Raw genomic sequence first — 15,771 nt, 5'->3', positions numbered from 1 at the left:
TTGGGTAACACTTTGACTCGGGGCTTTTGTGGGGATTTGCGGGTTTTTGTTCTCTGGTTGGCGTGGAAAAAGTGCTAATTATTTTTCTTCGCTGGCATATTTCCAGTACAATGCGCGCCCCGAAAAGCTGTATTGTCTAGCTCTAGCAAACGCTATATAAAATGGCATAAAAGAAAGGCGATGGGTTTTGTTGTTTTTCAAGGGCTTTTGTGGTTCTTGAGATAGGCGCTGTTTTGGCGTGTCATACCTATAGCATGTTTGCTACACACAACCGAGGTTATACCAAAACATGCTCATTCTGCTTGGTGCACCAGCGCTCTCTGCATTCCGTTTATCTAAATTACTTCAGGATATCCGTGCCTTAGATGCATCTGTCACTGAAATAACGAGTGAATATCTGCATTTTGTTGATACCACTGAAGATCTTCTACCGGCGGAAATGAAAGTGCTAGAAGCGCTTCTTCGCTACGGTGCTAAAGCGCCCATTAAGACAAGCGCTGATGATTTAGCGGGCTGTGCATCTCTTACTGTAACGCCCAGGCCGGGGACGATTTCACCTTGGTCATCAAAGGCAACTGATATTGCTCACAATGCCGGTCTTGCAAAGGTAAAACGAATTGAGCGTGGTGTTCGCTACTATATAAAAAGCAGTAACCGCGCTCTAGAGTTGGTGCCTATGCAAGCTCTACTTCATGATCGTATGGTGGAAGCAGTTTTTGCTAATGCCGAGCAGGCGGATGTCTTGTTTACGCAAGCACAGCCAGCGCCTATGACTTCTGTTGCCGTGCTAGAAAAAGGTAAAGCAGCTTTGGTTGAGGCCAACTCATCCTTAGGCCTTGCCCTTGCAGAGGATGAGATTGACTACTTGGTAACTGCTTTTCGCGGCCTTGAGCGAGATCCCAACGACATCGAATTGATGATGTTTGCCCAAGCAAACTCTGAGCATTGCCGTCATAAAATTTTCAATGCTAGCTGGACCTTAGATGGTGAAGAACAGCAGAACTCTCTTTTTGGGATGATTAAAAACACCTATAAAAAGGGAGGGGAAAATGTACTTTCAGCCTATGCGGATAATGCATCTGTGGTGGTAGGGCCAGAAGCCGGACGTTTTTATCCCGACCCTGTGTCGAAAGCCTACGCCTACCACCAAGAGCCTATTCATTTATTAATGAAAGTCGAGACTCACAATCACCCTACCGCCATTGCGCCGTTTCCTGGAGCTGGCACAGGTTCCGGCGGAGAAATACGAGATGAAGGTGCGGTAGGCAAGGGCTCTAAACCCAAAGTTGGTCTTTGCGGGTATACCGTATCGAATCTCAATATTCCAGACTACCCTCTGCCGTGGGAGCAACAGTATGGTAAGCCCGGGCGCATTGTTTCTGCTTTGGATATCATGGTAGATGGCCCAATCGGAGGCGCCGCCTTTAACAATGAATTTGGCCGGCCCAATATCTGCGGCTATTTTCGTACTTTTGAAGAAGACTTCGATGGTGAACGCCGAGGTTATCATAAGCCTATTATGCTGGCGGGTGGCTACGGTAATATCAAAGGTGAACATGTCGAGCAGACGGAATTTAACGCAGGAGCCCAGTTAGTCGTGCTTGGTGGCCCTGCAATGCTGATTGGTTTAGGTGGCGGTGCGGCTTCATCCATGACTTCAGGAGCTTCCAGCGAAGATCTTGATTTTGCTTCTGTACAACGACAAAACCCAGAAATTGAACGTCGTTGCCAAGAAGTTATTGACCAATGTTGGCAGTTGGGCCAAAGCAATCCCATTGCTTTTATTCATGATGTGGGAGCTGGTGGCTTATCGAACGCTTTTCCTGAATTGGCAAAAGATGGTGGCTGTGGGGCGCGTTTTGAATTGCGCAATGTACCCAATGACGAGCCGGGAATGTCACCGTTAGAAATTTGGTGTAACGAATCCCAAGAACGCTACGTGTTAGCCGTAACACCAGAGCAATTGCCCGTGTTCGAAGCTATTTGTCAGCGTGAGCGCTGTCCTTATGCGGTTGTTGGAGAAGCCACAGATGAGCAGCATCTAATCGTCAACGATACCCATTTCGATGCAAAACCTATCGATTTACCTATGGATGTCCTGTTTGGCAAAGCGCCAAAAATGCATCGCACCGCTGATAAGCGGGAGTATACAACCACGCCTTTTGATTATTCTGCAATAGCATTAAATGATGCTATCGAGAATGTTATTCGCCACCCGGCTGTTGCTAGTAAGATGTTCCTTATCACCATTGGCGATCGTTCAGTGACGGGACAAGTGTCTCGTGATCAACTCGTTGGGCCGTGGCAGGTTCCCGTGGCAGATTGTGCGGTTACTACAGTGTCTTATGATTCTTACTTAGGGGAAGCCATGAGTATGGGAGAGCGCACGCCATTGGCGTTGCTCAACGCACCTGCGTCAGGACGTATGGCAGTAGCAGAAGCCATTACCAATATTGCCGGTGCACCCATCGCCGATATCCGTGATATTAAGCTTTCTGCCAATTGGATGTGTGCCGCAGGACACCCTGGTGAAGATGAAAAGTTGTATCGTACGGTGGAAGCCATTGGTATGGAGCTTTGCCCCGCATTGGGTATTACCATTCCAGTGGGGAAAGACTCTATGTCTATGCGCACTGCATGGCAAGATGAGGGTGAGGAAAAAGCCATAACGGCGCCGTTGTCAGTGGTTATTAGTGCATTCACTCCTACCCAGGATGTCAGAAAGGTAGTAACACCAGAGCTGCGCGCCGATCAAGGTGGAAGTCTTTTGTTGATTGATTTAGCCAAGGGTAAAATGCGTCTCGGTGGTTCTATCTTCGCGCAAACTTATAATGAATTGGGGGTGGAAACTCCTGATGTAGAAAGCGCTGAAGAATTAAAGGCATTTTTCTTGTGTATGCAGGCCTGTATTGATGAAGGTTTATTACTTGCTTATCACGATAAAAGTGACGGTGGTTTAATCACCACTTTATGTGAGATGGCTTTTGCTGGTCACTGTGGTCTTCATATTGATATCACAGCGTTTGATGGTGATACTCACGAGATATTACTTAATGAAGAATTGGGGGCTGTACTTCAAGTAGCAGACCATAGCTTAAGTCGAGTGAAAGATATTTTTGCCGAACATCAACTGGCTGCCAGTTTGTATCCTCTTGGAACTATTGCGCAGGAGCCTGCCATCACTATTTATCGAGGTGGTGAGACCGTTTATCAAAATACTCGCGTGGCGCTACAACAGTTGTGGAGTTTAAATAGTTACCATATTCAAAAACGCCGAGATAATCCTGATTGTGCACAGCAAGAGTTCGATGCCATAGCCGCAGAAAACCCTGGGTTAAGCAGTAAACTTAGTTATGATGTTAAGGAAAATATTAGCGCTCCGTACCTCAATAAAGGCGCTAACCCCGCCGTTGCTATACTGCGTGAACAAGGCGTTAATAGCCATGTAGAAATGGCGGCCGCTTTTGATCGAGCCGGTTTTAATGCGGTTGATGTTCACATGAGCGATTTATTGTCTGGCCAGCGCAGTCTTGAAGATTTTAAAGGCTTGGTTGCCTGCGGTGGTTTTTCCTACGGTGACGTACTAGGGGCCGGTGAAGGTTGGGCCAAAACTATACTCTTTAATGAAAAACTACGCGATAACTTCCAAAGTTTTTTCCATCGCCAGGATAGTTTCAGTCTGGGTGTATGTAATGGCTGTCAGATGATGTCCAACATTAAGACGCTTATTCCAGGTGCTGAAAATTGGCCACACTTTGTGCGTAATCAATCTGAACAATTTGAAGGCCGTTTTAGTCTCGTAAAAATTGAAGCATCACCTTCGATTTTTTATCGCGGTATGGAAGGTTCTCATATGCCTATTGCTGTGGCGCATGGAGAGGGGCGGGCGGAATTTGAAAATGACCAAGCATTAAATGCATTACAAAATAATGGCAATGTGGCCATACGCTTTATTGATAACCAACTAAATGTCACAAGCCGGTACCCCGCCAACCCTAATGGCTCCCCTGAAGGTATTACTGGGCTGACTTCCAACGATGGCAGAGCAACGGTATTAATGCCGCATCCGGAAAGAGTTTTTCGTACGGTGGCCAATTCTTGGCGAGCAGCAGAGTGGGGCGAAGATAGCCCGTGGATGCGTATGTTCTATAATGCTCGTGTTTTTGTCGATTAGAGTTTTGTTATATGACAGACTTAGTCTCCATTATAACCCCCGCCTATCGTGCCCAAAGTATGATAGGCGAGGCTGTTACCTCAGTGCTAAAGCAAACTCATCCTCACTGGCAGATGTTTATTATTGCTGACGATGATACCGATTATAAAAAGATTCTTCGCGAACAAAATATTGTCGATGAACGAATCCATTTTTTGCGAACCGCTGCTGTACAGTCCGGGCCTAACGTTGCGCGCAACGTAGGACTGGCGCAAGCCGAAGGCGACTGGATAGCACCTTTAGATGCAGATGATGTTTACTACCCTGAGCGCTTAGAAAAATTAATACGTGCAGCACAGCCAACCGGCTTAGCACTGGATAATGTTAAAATTGTCGGTGAAGGTATTAGCAGTCGCACGGTGCTTGATGCAAAGCCGGATCAGCCTTTTGACTTTCAAGCATTTAAAAATAGCTTGGTGCCATTACTTTTATTATTTCATAAGCGCCATGTTCATCAGGGCTGGGATGAAGATATTATTCGCGGTGCCGATACCATGTTTAATCTCCGTGCTTTAGAAAGTGCAGGGTATGCAGGTTTTATTGCTGAGCCCTATCATGAATATCGGGTGCATAACCAAAGTATGTGTCATGCTGAAGGCTCTGAAGATTTATTTCACCGTGCTTATAAACATACTTTAGAGCGTCTAAAATCAGATGGCCTTGGTTTTCAAGACCCTGAGTTTCGCCAGCAAGTGATTGCTATGATAGAGGAAAAACGTCGTATTAATGCCGCCTTCGATGAGGCTGTAAAACAAGGTTTTAAAGGTAATTATCAAAGCTTTGTTAAGGCGCAAAATCTATGCTAAATAATCATGGCGATCGCGATAATAATAGCAATAACCATTCTAACTCTAATAATTCTAACGGAGAAAAAGTCTCCCTACGATTTTTAGGGGTTGGCAGCGCTAGTCAATCAGGTTTGGGCCATGCTGCCGCTGTAGTTGAATATCAAAAAAAATATTTATTAATCGATTGCGGGCCGGATACCTTACAGCTCTTTAAAGACACTTATCAATGTCTGCCAGATGCAATTTTTATTACCCATTGTCATCTCGATCATGTGGGGGACTTTGAGAATATTTTTATTCAGTCATGGTTCCACCAGCCCGAGCGCCATCAAGCAAAAGTGTTTGTACCAGCGAAAATCATCCCTTTATTACATGAAAGAGTAGGCAGTTATCCCTTACCCTTGGCAGAGGGCGGCGTTAATTTTTGGGATGCCTTTCATTTAATCCCAGTGGGCAAAGATTTCGTCTTTAATAATCTCAACTTTTCCGTTGTCAGTGTACGCCACCATGCTCCAGACACCGCTTATGGATTACATTTACCCGAAGCTTTTTTCTATACCGGTGATACACGCCCAATTCCTGAAGTGCTCAACAACATGGGTAAGCAGGAGCTTATCTTTCATGACTGCAGTGTGATTGGCAATCCTTCCCATACAGGCATAGACGATATTCGACGCGAATATTCCCCTGAGTTAATTGCAAGAATGCATTTCTATCACTACAGTTCACAAAAAGACCTTGCTGCGTTTAAGCAAGATAATTTACAGGTAGTTGAACAAGGACAATGTTTTACTTTTAATTAACATAAATCCCTAATTATCGAGGAAAAAAGCAATATGAAAAAGTCCAGCTATACAGTTGTCGGACATCGAGGCTTTCCTCAACAATATCCGGAAAATTCATTAATTGGCTTAGTGGCCGCCGCTGAAGCTGGCGCCCATGCAGTAGAACTAGACGTGCAAATAAGCCAGGACAATATTGCTATGGTATTTCACGATGATACCCTGGATCGTGTGTCAGGAGAAAAAGGCTATATATGGGATTACACTGCCGAACAATTACATACTATTAGCTGCCACGAACCGCAACGCTTTAATCAACAATACCATTCCACACCTATCTCTACTTTAGAAGAAGTTAGCAAGGCTTTAGCCAATTACTCTGTAAAAGTTTTTGTTGAAATAAAAGAACAATCAATGCACCGGCTCGGTCGAGAAGACTTTCTCGATAGGGTTATTGATGCAATAGCCGCGATAAAACAACAGGCCACAATTATTTCTTTTGATTTTGAGATTCTACACCTGGCACAACAGCGAGGCTTTCCCATCGGTTGGGTACTAACAAAAATGGATAACGAATCCCTGCAAAAAGCCCAAAACTTACAACCAGAAGTACTGGCCTACGACGTAAAAAAACTCAATAGTAAAAGCGAGCTATGGCGAGGCCCCTGGCAATGGTTCTTATACGACATTGTAAAACCTGATACTGCTCAGTATTGGTTTGATAAAGGTGTGGAATATATTGAAACTTGGGATGTGCAAGCTTTGCTCTGAAACAAACGATCTATAAGGCTCTAATTTTCTACTGACTTTTTACTCACACGGAATTGAGAAATCAATATGGTAGTGCTCATCGTGTCGTACCCAGGCTCGTTTTTTTGAAAATTGAATATTTTCCTTTAAATACACTCCATACGTAGTTTTAAAGAGATATGGCTGAAGTGTTGGATCAAATATTACTCTCCATATGTCATGGCCTGCTTTTATCGATTGTTTATGCAAAGCCACTATATGGGCCGCCAACGCTTCATAATCGATTTTTAAGCCATCATATACTCCATTAGAATCGAATTCTATGTCATATCCCAGCCTGTTTAATAAATTGGTTGGAAGGTGTACCGATTCCCCTTCTGCATTTATGACGGGTGTCATAAAATCCACTGAAAGTCCATTCATATGGGTTTTATGCGGCTTAAACCTACCACCTTCTTTAAATCCCGTCTCTGCATATTTAAATACCTTCCCAGGCTGATCCGTTTCCAACTCCTTGTAGGAGGTGACAATTATATCTCTAACAACCGAATGGACATATGTTCGCCCAGCAAGTCGAGCCGCTATACTATAACCAATAAAGTTTTCGCCTTTAGAAGGTAATTGAACGCCGTCTTCTAGCCTTCCATCTGAAGTTGTCCCAAAGCAAGTACTTCCTTTGGGATGGGATACTGGAGATGTAGTGATAAGTAATAATAGTAGAATGACTCTCATTTTTCCTTAAATGTTATAAATCCCGGTAATATGAGTTGCTAGCTTTGCATTTTTAATATTTTGTTACGCTAAAAAAAGTCTGTCCAATCTGCATATGGGTCATTGTTCTTCCACTTTTGATACGTTGCATCACCTTCTCGCCTTATTTCATGCATTTCTTTGTGATGCTCTTCTCGCACACGTATTGCATCCTTTTCGGCTTCTGTGAACTTCTGATCTCCAACTAAAGCTTCTCCGCAAAACATGCATTTATCAAGCAATGTATGTTGAATCTTTCTTTTGCACGCTTTGCAATTTCCTTTGTTTATCATTAAATTTCCTTCACACTTTTTGTGGATGACTTTTAACTTGTTTGATCCTTGTTTATAGCTCTAGTATTTAAGACCCGTTTTCTTTGTGATAAATTCGACAAATTTCAGGTAGCTCGTTGCTTGTTCCGTCACCACAAGAATACGATCCTCCTTATTGTTTTTAAGCTCTAGCACCTGTACTGATGCATAATGCTGTAGCGAGATGACATCTGCCCATAAATAATTCTTAACTTTACCACTTGGCCAATAAATATCAAAACCCTCAGGTGAAAACTCAACATCACAGCTAAGATATGGGAATACTTTAAAAGCTTGTGCGCACATATACATTGCAAAACCACCCAAAAACAGCGAAGCACTAATTAGAGCTAATTCATATTGATTTTGTATTATCGGAAGCAGCAAGATATAGCCACTTGCTACAAACAAAGGTGGTAAAAAAAGCCAGCCAAGCCATCTTACCCAAGTAGGATGGCGTAACAACCAAAGTTCTTCTGTCTCAGATTTAAGTTCCATATTTTTATTACAACTAATACCAAGTTTAAATGCCTCTTGTACCTCAAACATTAAGTTCATTACAAGTAGGTTAATAAAATAGGCTCGCTAATCTTGAAGTCTCCATATGATCGCTAGAGAAGGGAGCCGTCTTTCAAAGAAAACCATAGCAGAGTTAATAAGTTACAGCAATTAACTTAAATAAATTACAATGACACAAGAAAACCAATGTATTTAATAATATCCTAGGGCCTGTTCACACTAATTTAACCGCTCCTGTTTGCACCCAAAAGTGCTAATCACCAACAGTAGGCGCTTTAAGCGAGGCGCGAAGAGTGTAGTTTAGTCGCTCTAAATGAGTGATGAGTAACGCAGAGTAGCGCCTTTGAGTGCAAACCCGAATAGCCACATGGATGTGGTGTATTAGGGCAGTGCAGGAGCAACTGCCAAGGGCTGGTAGCATTTTTCCGCCTAGCGTCGTTAACACGCACTTATTTATGCCTGTATGGATACAGGTAATTAGAGCAATGCAGGAGCAATTGCCGAGAATAACTAAACGGCGTTTGTGTTGCCTAGCTAGTCGAAAAAATGCTTACCAGCAGGTGCGATTCCATTAGTGTGAAAAGGCCCTAAAAGTCCTTTATGTGCTTCTTGTAAACTATATAAATTAATAAGATAGCTGGTTTAATGAAAGGGTGTTTGTGTCCGTGAGTGTTAGATAACAACAAAGGCTCCTATTGTATATTTGTAACTTGTTTTGATTGTTCTGTTAATTGTGTGCTTGTATCTAGCTCGATAAGAGAATTTTCCAGTAAGTTATAGGTGTAGAATTTCGAATTATACTTTGTGCCAGTTCTAATAATAAGAATATTATCTTTTAAAACAAATGAGCGTGATACATTACTAATTAACTTACGTAGGTCTGAACCATCGTAGTTTGAAATATAAATGGAAAACATATCCTTCTCAGATAAATAACCATCGTTATTTGTGTCATCAGTGGCTATATGATAAATATTACTACCAAAGATATCGCCCATTTCGTTAGATTCAAATCTAGCGGGTTTAAATTCTCCAATTAGAGCATCTTTATCAAGGAGTACTGTTTTCGATCCATCTTCTTTTAAAAAGATGATGTTAATCATCTGGTCTCGCGCGTAAGATGAACTAGGCATTCTAAACTCTGCAACCCTAGTGTCAGCATAGCGAGCCTGTGTTGGATCAATAGTCTCGGATTCTAAACTAAAGAGATAAACACCCTTTAACTCAAGAAGGAAATTAGTTTCCACTTTTTCTTTGATAGTTTCTTCATTATTCGTAGGTTGTTCAATTGCAACCTTAGGAGACTCATAAGGCCGGCTAGGCTTTAGTTTATCTATTAACTCTTTGCCAATTGTAAAGATAACCAATAATCCCGCAACGAGGAGTATCACTTGGTTAATTTTCTCAATGATATTCAGCATTTGCTTTTATTTCCTTATGTATAGCTAGGTGTCTATATTTAAGATAGTTTTATAATTAACAATGAATGCAAACTTCTCCAAATTGCTTAGTGGTAGTTGATTACTTTATTAAACCACTAAAATTTCACTGTAATAATAAGTAACTAGTACCCCATTTCTAAATAATCCATAGCCTTTTTTAAAAACCATCCTTTCATCTTGAATAAACTCTCGCATATAATCTCCTTCTTTGCGTAATCTCCATATACATGATGCAGTGTCTTTTCTACCAGCCGGCTCTTCCAGCAGCTTGATAAGCCTAGGGATATAATCTGTATCGGGCCCTGTATATTCTGGAGTGAGGTTGACAACCCTTTCCAACTCTTTTGCGTGTGATAACAATATACTTTTTAAGATCATCTTGAATTCAACAATTTCTCCGAATTTTATTTTCGATGCATCACCAAAATAGACTTTTGCGTGCTCTGTTGGTTCAGAACAATTCACCGGTTCAATTGACCAAACGCTGCACGAGAGAAGGAGTAGGAATATAATATTAAGCAGATTTTTCATTTCCTTTCCAAAAAATAGAACTTCACAATAACCGAGAAGTGCATTAGGTTGTAAAATGAGTTAAATCCCTCACCCCAATGCTAAACTCGTTTGATTACTTTTTTAAATGCGCCTAGCAAGGAATTACCCAAATTGATGAGCCCAGAGCACTAGCTATACCGTTTATTGTTTCAGTCGTTATTCGCGCCTTATTAAGAACGATATCTATTAAAAAACCAAATGTAATTGAGAGATATGCTAAATAACTAAACCCTATATAATCATTATACAGAATAGTGTAGAACCAATCTTGGCCATAAATGTATATTGAAGAGGCAATAATAGTAGCGAAAGTTAGAAGTAGTCCTGGTAAGAACAAATGCACTATGGCTTTAGACTTTGCAAAAGACACAACCAGTAGTATGAAGAACATTGAAAAATTTGATCCCAGAAATATGCGGAGGTCTGTTTTCAAGTTGCCAATTATTTCAATGTACTTCCCCTTGATTAGATCATTAAGTGTTCCGTGAGCTATTTTAATCTTCTTAAGACGTTTGAAGTAATCTGATGTAATTGATTGTGCTAATGCGTTTTTTCTTTCGCAATCATAACCACACATAGATGCGATAACGCTAGCAATTTTCTCTGGGAGATTATTGTCTAAGTTTTCACGAATTTTATCAGATTCTACTTCAAGAGTTTTTGCGATACTACGTGCTTTCACTGAGACACTAGAATCTACTAACGACTTATACGTTTGTCTAACTTCTTTCTCTATCTGGTATTTCACGAACCCTTTCATTGAGTCTTCAATAACACCTGGTGATACAAATGTAATAGAGAATAGGATTCCAAAAATTAGAATTCCGAATAACCCAATTGTCCTTAATGTAATACTCATAGCTTCCTTAACATTTGAGGTTCTAACAGGAACGACTATTTCAGTCGTCCAACTTATTCGTCTTATTAAATTACTTTACAGTAATGGTAATCTTTTCAGATATGACCGGCTTATTGTGTGGAATATGCAGATAATTGCCCAGCAGTAACTGTAGCGTATGTTCTCCCTTTGGAAGCTTTAAAACGGTTTCAGTTTGTCCACCACCAAAATGTTTGATTTGATCCGTCGCAGGTAGGGGCATCGTAAAGTCAATTTTTGAAACATCTTTATTTATCAAGATATGATGATGCCCAGTATTTTCCACTTTACTGCCCGCTGGAGCTACGCCCATTCCACTTAATCCAAACTTAACCTTAAATTCCCCATTCATAACCTGGCCATTTTTGGGGGTTATAAAATAGACTTTCGCCCCATCTGCAGATTTTGATATCAGCTCGTTTGCAACGGCTGTAGTTGAACTAAATATACCAAGTATTAGTAAAACAATAGCTTTGTTCATTGTGATTTCCTAAATTACACGCCACCTTTATCATTTGCGATCATTTGCGATCATTTGCAGCTGAATTCCATCAGATGGCACCTATGGAAGCCTAGCGACCGCATATGCTGTCTGTATCGATACGTTTTAGTCTATCCCCGCTAGTGGAAAATACTGAAACACTAGCGCAAGAAAGAGCATAATAGCATTAGGATCATAAACCTAGCCACAGGATCTGCCTAGTAATAAAAAGTATCTTAACCATTACAATGGTTTCCCTGGAATACAGCTCTATAGGGGCCGTTTGGTATACCGAAGGCCCTATATCGTCTCGATTTGATGCTTCCCGGTGATTATGCCCAAACTACCCTACGATCCTCTGCAATTCCCTATAGACGGCGTCTCGCAAGCCTTTTGCTAGAGCCTGTAAAATTCACGCATACTTATAGTGGTTATTTTTGTCGATATTCTATCTAGACATTTTCCGAGTAATCACGAAAAACTATAAATGATAGCCAAGTCGTGTGGTGTTCTTTTGTTCAAATGTTCCGACCACGTTAGTGTGGCACGATTTCTTGTAGCTGAGGGTTAATATTTGAGCGACTTATGAACTTCTTTGCTATTTAAGGTTTTTGGTCGATGATCCCAAATAGCAAACACCTTCCTTTGACAATACCACTTTGTGTGCTTGGTAGTATTTTATTGTTGACGGGTAAATAACAGATTAACACCCGATATTGCTAAAAACGTAGCGCATACTCTATTAAAACACTTTGCCATTTTGGGTTTTGTAAACCATTGTCTTAAGTACATTCCAAATAACGCATATATGGATATAGCAGCCATTTCTAAGATTAAGAAGGTTGAACCCAAAATCAAGAATTGTTCATTTACCCTATCTGAAATATCTATGAACTGCGGGAGAAACGCGGTAAAGATGAGAATTGCCTTGGGATTGCCAGCAGCTAATAAAAATTCCTGTTTTGCCAAGTCTAAGAGGCTAAGAGTTTCTGTTATTTCCGTAACAGGATGTCTATTTGAACACCAAAGATTAAAAGCAATCCACAATAAATAAGCGGCACCCAGTAGCTTAATGATGAAAAATAGTTTCTCAGATGTGTGCAACACGACGGCTAAACCTGATGCTGACAAGACAATCATTAACGAAAACGCCACAATTCGACTAAGACCAGCAATAACAGTAGTCTTGAAACCATAGCAGCGGGCATTATTCATAGACATAAGGTTATTTGGCCCGGGAGCTATGTTAAGCGCAAAACATGCAGGTATAAAGAAAAGCAACTTCAAAATTTCCACATTACTTCCTCTAAGAGAATTAAATGTTGTAAACAGGTATTTGGCGCGTGATTTATGTTATTAGCCCTATTTACAAAAGCCCCCATTGCTACAACGGATTGCATTACCAATACTTGCTTTTGGTATACTCATTGATTTGTTAACGTTTCTTTCTAGCATATTAATGTTCCAAAAATAGCATGGTGCTGAAACCCAGTACACAGTATTTTCTTTTTGCACGATGTAATCTTGGCATTTAGAAATTGAGACTACCTTTCTCGCTTTTTATATTAGCTCTTCAAGTGCTGTTTTAGCTTCACCTGAATCTTGATCCCAATAGTAGGTGAATCAGACGTCTTGTTACAGTTTAATTTTATATACACTATTTAGCTAATAAGTTATTACTTAAAATACTACGTTTTACCGCCCAGGGGACAGCTACTACAAAAATAAACAAAGGCCAGCTGGACTGAAAAACTAAAACAAGTAGCCAAACTAAAGCAGTAGGCAAAGCCAAATATATGTATATAGCCCAAGCATATTTAATTGGTACATAACACCACTTGCCACAAGCTTCGCATTTTGCCGGGCTTAGCCTAGTAGCCCATAATTTTTGCCACCAACTAATGGTAGTTTCTTTGCAGCTTGGACATTTATACATTACATTTACTTGGTATGTGTTTTATATTGAGCATTCATAGCGGCCACAATATATGAGTGATGAATTTGATATTGGTTGAGTCGTAAGCTTAAAGCCACCCAGTACTTGTTTGTAGACTAAAACTAATATATTTGAATCCTTCGCCAAAGCTTTGAGTTTATCAATATTGTTATTGCTAACTATTTATACTTAATAAGTACTCTATGTCCATTGCAACTGTTTCAATAAAATCTTCATCTAAATATGAATCAATATTACTCTTTAGTTTGTGAGTAGGGTTTCTGTCTTCCCATGCATTGTATTCTTCGTCTGAGGCAGAATTATCTGGTTCTGACTCCCATTGAGGCTCAGAATACAAACAAGCCTCACCCCTATCTTGAAATTTACCTGAAAACACATATACTTGAGCTTTGTGCATTAAAAACTACCATGATACATAACAGTAAATTCATCGTAATTCCTGTTTATCTCACTTATTCACAACGGCTTTACGATGAATATCAAAAATCAAACTACAACATACTTGCATTGTCTATTTACTTGTTAGCTACTGATACAACTTGATAGGCAGCTAGTCCGTACCAGACCAGGGTAATTGCAACCCAAACTCGTTGTGTAACCCCTTTATATTCGAAAGGCATAAATCCATAATTAAAAAACCAAAAGAAGACAGTATGAATCAGTGTCACCAAGACACAGAGGTTTTGAAAGTTCCTTGATAAATAATAGTCTCGCATTTCTAATGCAAATAGAACTGGAACCACTATTAAAATGGTTGTCAATCCATAAATATCATGTAATGGACTCGTTAAAATAAATATACCAGCAAAAATCCATGTTATGCCAAAGGCAAACATTGTTAAAAAAGTAAACTTGGCTTTGGCAATCGAAAGACAAACTGTTGAGAATAAGCACATAGACAAACCAATTAATATATCCGTAAGTCGATGAGAGTACGCAAAAAACGGGGATTCTAAAGCCAGCTCACTTATATGTTGAGATATAACACTATAGTCTGCTGCAAATAGCCCTACGAATATATTGTAGAAAGCGAATACAGGGATGAACATCGCTTGTTTTACTGCTAATAAGTGGATTTTTTTCAAAGAATACTCCAACCTTTAATAGGTAGCTAATAGAATATTATTCGGATTTCCCGTTTATCCAACCTATCTACAATAGCTTCCTAATGAATATTGATAATAAAACTCTAACAGATTCAATAGGTTACAGCAATTCGCTTAGATGTTCTATATCCTGTTCATCCGGGCAGTATACCTAACGTTTCGTCTTAGCTATTAATAGTATTGTTAAAGGTTAGTCTTCTGCCCTTAGTGAGATCAACTTGCATATCGGCTAATGTTAAATTTGGCGCCATTTTGTTGTTAAATACCAATCGCAAAAACTCTATAAAGCGAAGATAAGCTACAAATAAGCTAAACCAGTTTTCGCCTTCTTGTATCCCCTTCACTTTCATACATATTAAAACACAGGTCTGCTATAAGCTTCTCCGAATTACAATATTGTGGTGTAAGCATTGACCGACATGCGGTCCAATGAAACTCTGCTACATGGGGCCCGAGAATTTCATCTTTAACTTCTTTAATGATTTTAGAGAAGGGAACAATTTTATCATAGTCTGTGACATATACTTGAGTGGCTTTCTTTAGGAAATAGAGTTTACCACTCGATAGCTGAGTATACTTGACCCCATTATCTTTGCTCGCTTTAAAAAAACCTTGAAATACAAGATCTGCCTTATATGTTTGCTGTGTTGTTACAAGTAGATGCTCGTAAAGTTCTGCCTGTTTGGCATGCTCCTCGTGGACTTCAATCTTGGGATCACCATTAGAACGAGATGGATAGTTTTTAGCTTTATCGTTAATAACACACGATAATTCTCTACCATCAAACATTTCGCCTTCTTTAACATAAGTATGGATTTTGTAATCAGCCTTGAATTTTTCAGTCTGTTTTATATAGCCATGCCCGTTAACGTAGATATTGATCATTATTTATTATTCCTTGTAATTAAATGTTTGAAGTGTCGTAACATCTTATCGATACATACGGGCTTATATTTGCAAAAGTTGCAGGGGCTGGTTTAGATAAACTGAAATGGACGTTGAACTATCAAATAGAGATAGAGATAGAGAGAGTGTAGGTAGCGTTTTATATGTCGGTGTTTTTTACACATAAAGCATCAAATATAAATTTGCAATATTAACAGTTTTTATTTTTTAACCTCCTAGCTTCTGTGGTAAAACCAACAAATCGGAATGGCTTCAACAGCTATTTTACTCCTAACGCCTCAAGCATAGGCACCGTTTGCATCGCCCTGTTGGCTTAGAGTGTTATGACTCGGTGACA

General features: G+C 40.1%; 15 protein-coding genes. 4 read left to right on the top strand and 11 right to left on the bottom strand.

What is annotated here, in order from left to right:
- Nucleotides 1-289 precede the first annotated feature (289 nt).
- From purL to BVC89_RS20240, 4 genes are read left to right on the top strand one after another with little or no spacing between them, the layout of a single operon-like run.
- Nucleotides 290-4,174, top strand: coding sequence for a phosphoribosylformylglycinamidine synthase (purL, locus tag BVC89_RS20255; protein ID WP_086932943.1), 3,885 nt, complete (start codon nucleotides 290-292; stop codon nucleotides 4,172-4,174).
- Between the two features lie 11 nt (nucleotides 4,175-4,185).
- On the top strand, nucleotides 4,186-5,019 hold the full coding sequence (locus BVC89_RS20250; RefSeq protein ID WP_086932942.1) for a glycosyltransferase family 2 protein: 834 nt from the start codon (nucleotides 4,186-4,188) through the stop codon (nucleotides 5,017-5,019).
- Nucleotides 5,013-5,804 carry an MBL fold metallo-hydrolase gene (locus tag BVC89_RS20245; protein WP_086932941.1) on the top strand — a complete coding sequence of 264 codons (792 nt, stop codon included), beginning with the start codon at nucleotides 5,013-5,015 and terminating at the stop codon, nucleotides 5,802-5,804. Before BVC89_RS20250 ends, BVC89_RS20245 begins: the two co-directional genes overlap by 7 nt.
- A gap of 33 nt (nucleotides 5,805-5,837) precedes the next feature.
- Complete coding sequence (locus BVC89_RS20240) at nucleotides 5,838-6,554, top strand: glycerophosphodiester phosphodiesterase family protein (protein WP_086932940.1); 717 nt, start codon at nucleotides 5,838-5,840, stop codon at nucleotides 6,552-6,554.
- A 39-nt stretch (nucleotides 6,555-6,593) separates the two neighbouring features.
- Here BVC89_RS20240 and BVC89_RS20235 read toward each other — a convergent pair whose 3' ends face one another.
- The 11 genes from BVC89_RS20235 to BVC89_RS20180 all read right to left on the bottom strand — a co-directional run bounded on the left by BVC89_RS20235 (nucleotide 6,594) and on the right by BVC89_RS20180 (nucleotide 15,413).
- Nucleotides 6,594-7,265: a penicillin-insensitive murein endopeptidase gene (locus tag BVC89_RS20235; RefSeq protein WP_086932939.1), complete on the bottom strand. Its 672-nt coding sequence runs from the start codon at nucleotides 7,263-7,265 to the stop codon at nucleotides 6,594-6,596.
- Between the two features lie 68 nt (nucleotides 7,266-7,333).
- Nucleotides 7,334-7,510: a hypothetical protein gene (locus BVC89_RS20230; protein WP_158658046.1), complete on the bottom strand. Its 177-nt coding sequence runs from the start codon at nucleotides 7,508-7,510 to the stop codon at nucleotides 7,334-7,336.
- A gap of 126 nt (nucleotides 7,511-7,636) precedes the next feature.
- The gene (locus tag BVC89_RS20225) at nucleotides 7,637-8,143 is read right to left on the bottom strand and encodes a hypothetical protein (RefSeq protein ID WP_086932937.1); all 507 of its coding nucleotides are present in this window, start codon (nucleotides 8,141-8,143) and stop codon (nucleotides 7,637-7,639) included.
- A gap of 662 nt (nucleotides 8,144-8,805) precedes the next feature.
- Nucleotides 8,806-9,534, bottom strand: coding sequence for a hypothetical protein (locus tag BVC89_RS20220; RefSeq protein ID WP_086932936.1), 729 nt, complete (start codon nucleotides 9,532-9,534; stop codon nucleotides 8,806-8,808).
- Between the two features lie 108 nt (nucleotides 9,535-9,642).
- Nucleotides 9,643-10,086: a hypothetical protein gene (locus BVC89_RS20215; RefSeq protein WP_086932935.1), complete on the bottom strand. Its 444-nt coding sequence runs from the start codon at nucleotides 10,084-10,086 to the stop codon at nucleotides 9,643-9,645.
- A 112-nt stretch (nucleotides 10,087-10,198) separates the two neighbouring features.
- Nucleotides 10,199-10,966 (bottom strand): hypothetical protein, encoded by a 768-nt coding sequence (locus BVC89_RS20210; RefSeq protein ID WP_086932934.1) that lies wholly within the window; start codon nucleotides 10,964-10,966, stop codon nucleotides 10,199-10,201.
- A gap of 70 nt (nucleotides 10,967-11,036) precedes the next feature.
- Nucleotides 11,037-11,465 carry a DUF4399 domain-containing protein gene (locus tag BVC89_RS20205; RefSeq protein ID WP_086932933.1) on the bottom strand — a complete coding sequence of 143 codons (429 nt, stop codon included), beginning with the start codon at nucleotides 11,463-11,465 and terminating at the stop codon, nucleotides 11,037-11,039.
- Between the two features lie 678 nt (nucleotides 11,466-12,143).
- Entirely contained in the window at nucleotides 12,144-12,761 is a 618-nt protein-coding gene (locus BVC89_RS20200; RefSeq protein WP_086932932.1) for a LysE family translocator, read from the bottom strand.
- An 815-nt stretch (nucleotides 12,762-13,576) separates the two neighbouring features.
- On the bottom strand, nucleotides 13,577-13,819 hold the full coding sequence (locus BVC89_RS20190) for a hypothetical protein (protein ID WP_086932930.1): 243 nt from the start codon (nucleotides 13,817-13,819) through the stop codon (nucleotides 13,577-13,579).
- Nucleotides 13,820-13,937: 118 nt separating this feature from the next.
- Entirely contained in the window at nucleotides 13,938-14,507 is a 570-nt protein-coding gene (locus tag BVC89_RS20185) for a DUF998 domain-containing protein (protein ID WP_086932929.1), read from the bottom strand.
- Nucleotides 14,508-14,837: 330 nt separating this feature from the next.
- Nucleotides 14,838-15,413, bottom strand: coding sequence for a putative adhesin (locus BVC89_RS20180; RefSeq protein ID WP_086932928.1), 576 nt, complete (start codon nucleotides 15,411-15,413; stop codon nucleotides 14,838-14,840).
- Nucleotides 15,414-15,771 lie beyond the last annotated feature (358 nt).

It is taken from the genome of Agarilytica rhodophyticola (assembly GCF_002157225.2).
In the GTDB taxonomy this organism is placed as follows: domain Bacteria; phylum Pseudomonadota; class Gammaproteobacteria; order Pseudomonadales; family Cellvibrionaceae; genus Agarilytica; species Agarilytica rhodophyticola.
The sequence above is the reverse complement of the archived record's forward strand: the minus strand, read 5'-3'. Positions and strand labels throughout refer to the sequence as shown.

Coding starts and splice junctions, on each gene's coding strand:
- purL (WP_086932943.1), top strand. CDS start 290: ATGCTCATTCTGCTTGGTGCACCAGCGCTCTCTGCATTCCGTTTATCT.
- BVC89_RS20250 (WP_086932942.1), top strand. CDS start 4,186: ATGACAGACTTAGTCTCCATTATAACCCCCGCCTATCGTGCCCAAAGT.
- BVC89_RS20245 (WP_086932941.1), top strand. CDS start 5,013: ATGCTAAATAATCATGGCGATCGCGATAATAATAGCAATAACCATTCT.
- BVC89_RS20240 (WP_086932940.1), top strand. CDS start 5,838: ATGAAAAAGTCCAGCTATACAGTTGTCGGACATCGAGGCTTTCCTCAA.
- BVC89_RS20235 (WP_086932939.1), bottom strand. CDS start 7,265: ATGAGAGTCATTCTACTATTATTACTTATCACTACATCTCCAGTATCC.
- BVC89_RS20230 (WP_158658046.1), bottom strand. CDS start 7,510: ATGTTTTGCGGAGAAGCTTTAGTTGGAGATCAGAAGTTCACAGAAGCC.
- BVC89_RS20225 (WP_086932937.1), bottom strand. CDS start 8,143: ATGTTTGAGGTACAAGAGGCATTTAAACTTGGTATTAGTTGTAATAAA.
- BVC89_RS20220 (WP_086932936.1), bottom strand. CDS start 9,534: ATGCTGAATATCATTGAGAAAATTAACCAAGTGATACTCCTCGTTGCG.
- BVC89_RS20215 (WP_086932935.1), bottom strand. CDS start 10,086: ATGAAAAATCTGCTTAATATTATATTCCTACTCCTTCTCTCGTGCAGC.
- BVC89_RS20210 (WP_086932934.1), bottom strand. CDS start 10,966: ATGAGTATTACATTAAGGACAATTGGGTTATTCGGAATTCTAATTTTT.
- BVC89_RS20205 (WP_086932933.1), bottom strand. CDS start 11,465: ATGAACAAAGCTATTGTTTTACTAATACTTGGTATATTTAGTTCAACT.
- BVC89_RS20190 (WP_086932930.1), bottom strand. CDS start 13,819: ATGCACAAAGCTCAAGTATATGTGTTTTCAGGTAAATTTCAAGATAGG.
- BVC89_RS20180 (WP_086932928.1), bottom strand. CDS start 15,413: ATGATCAATATCTACGTTAACGGGCATGGCTATATAAAACAGACTGAA.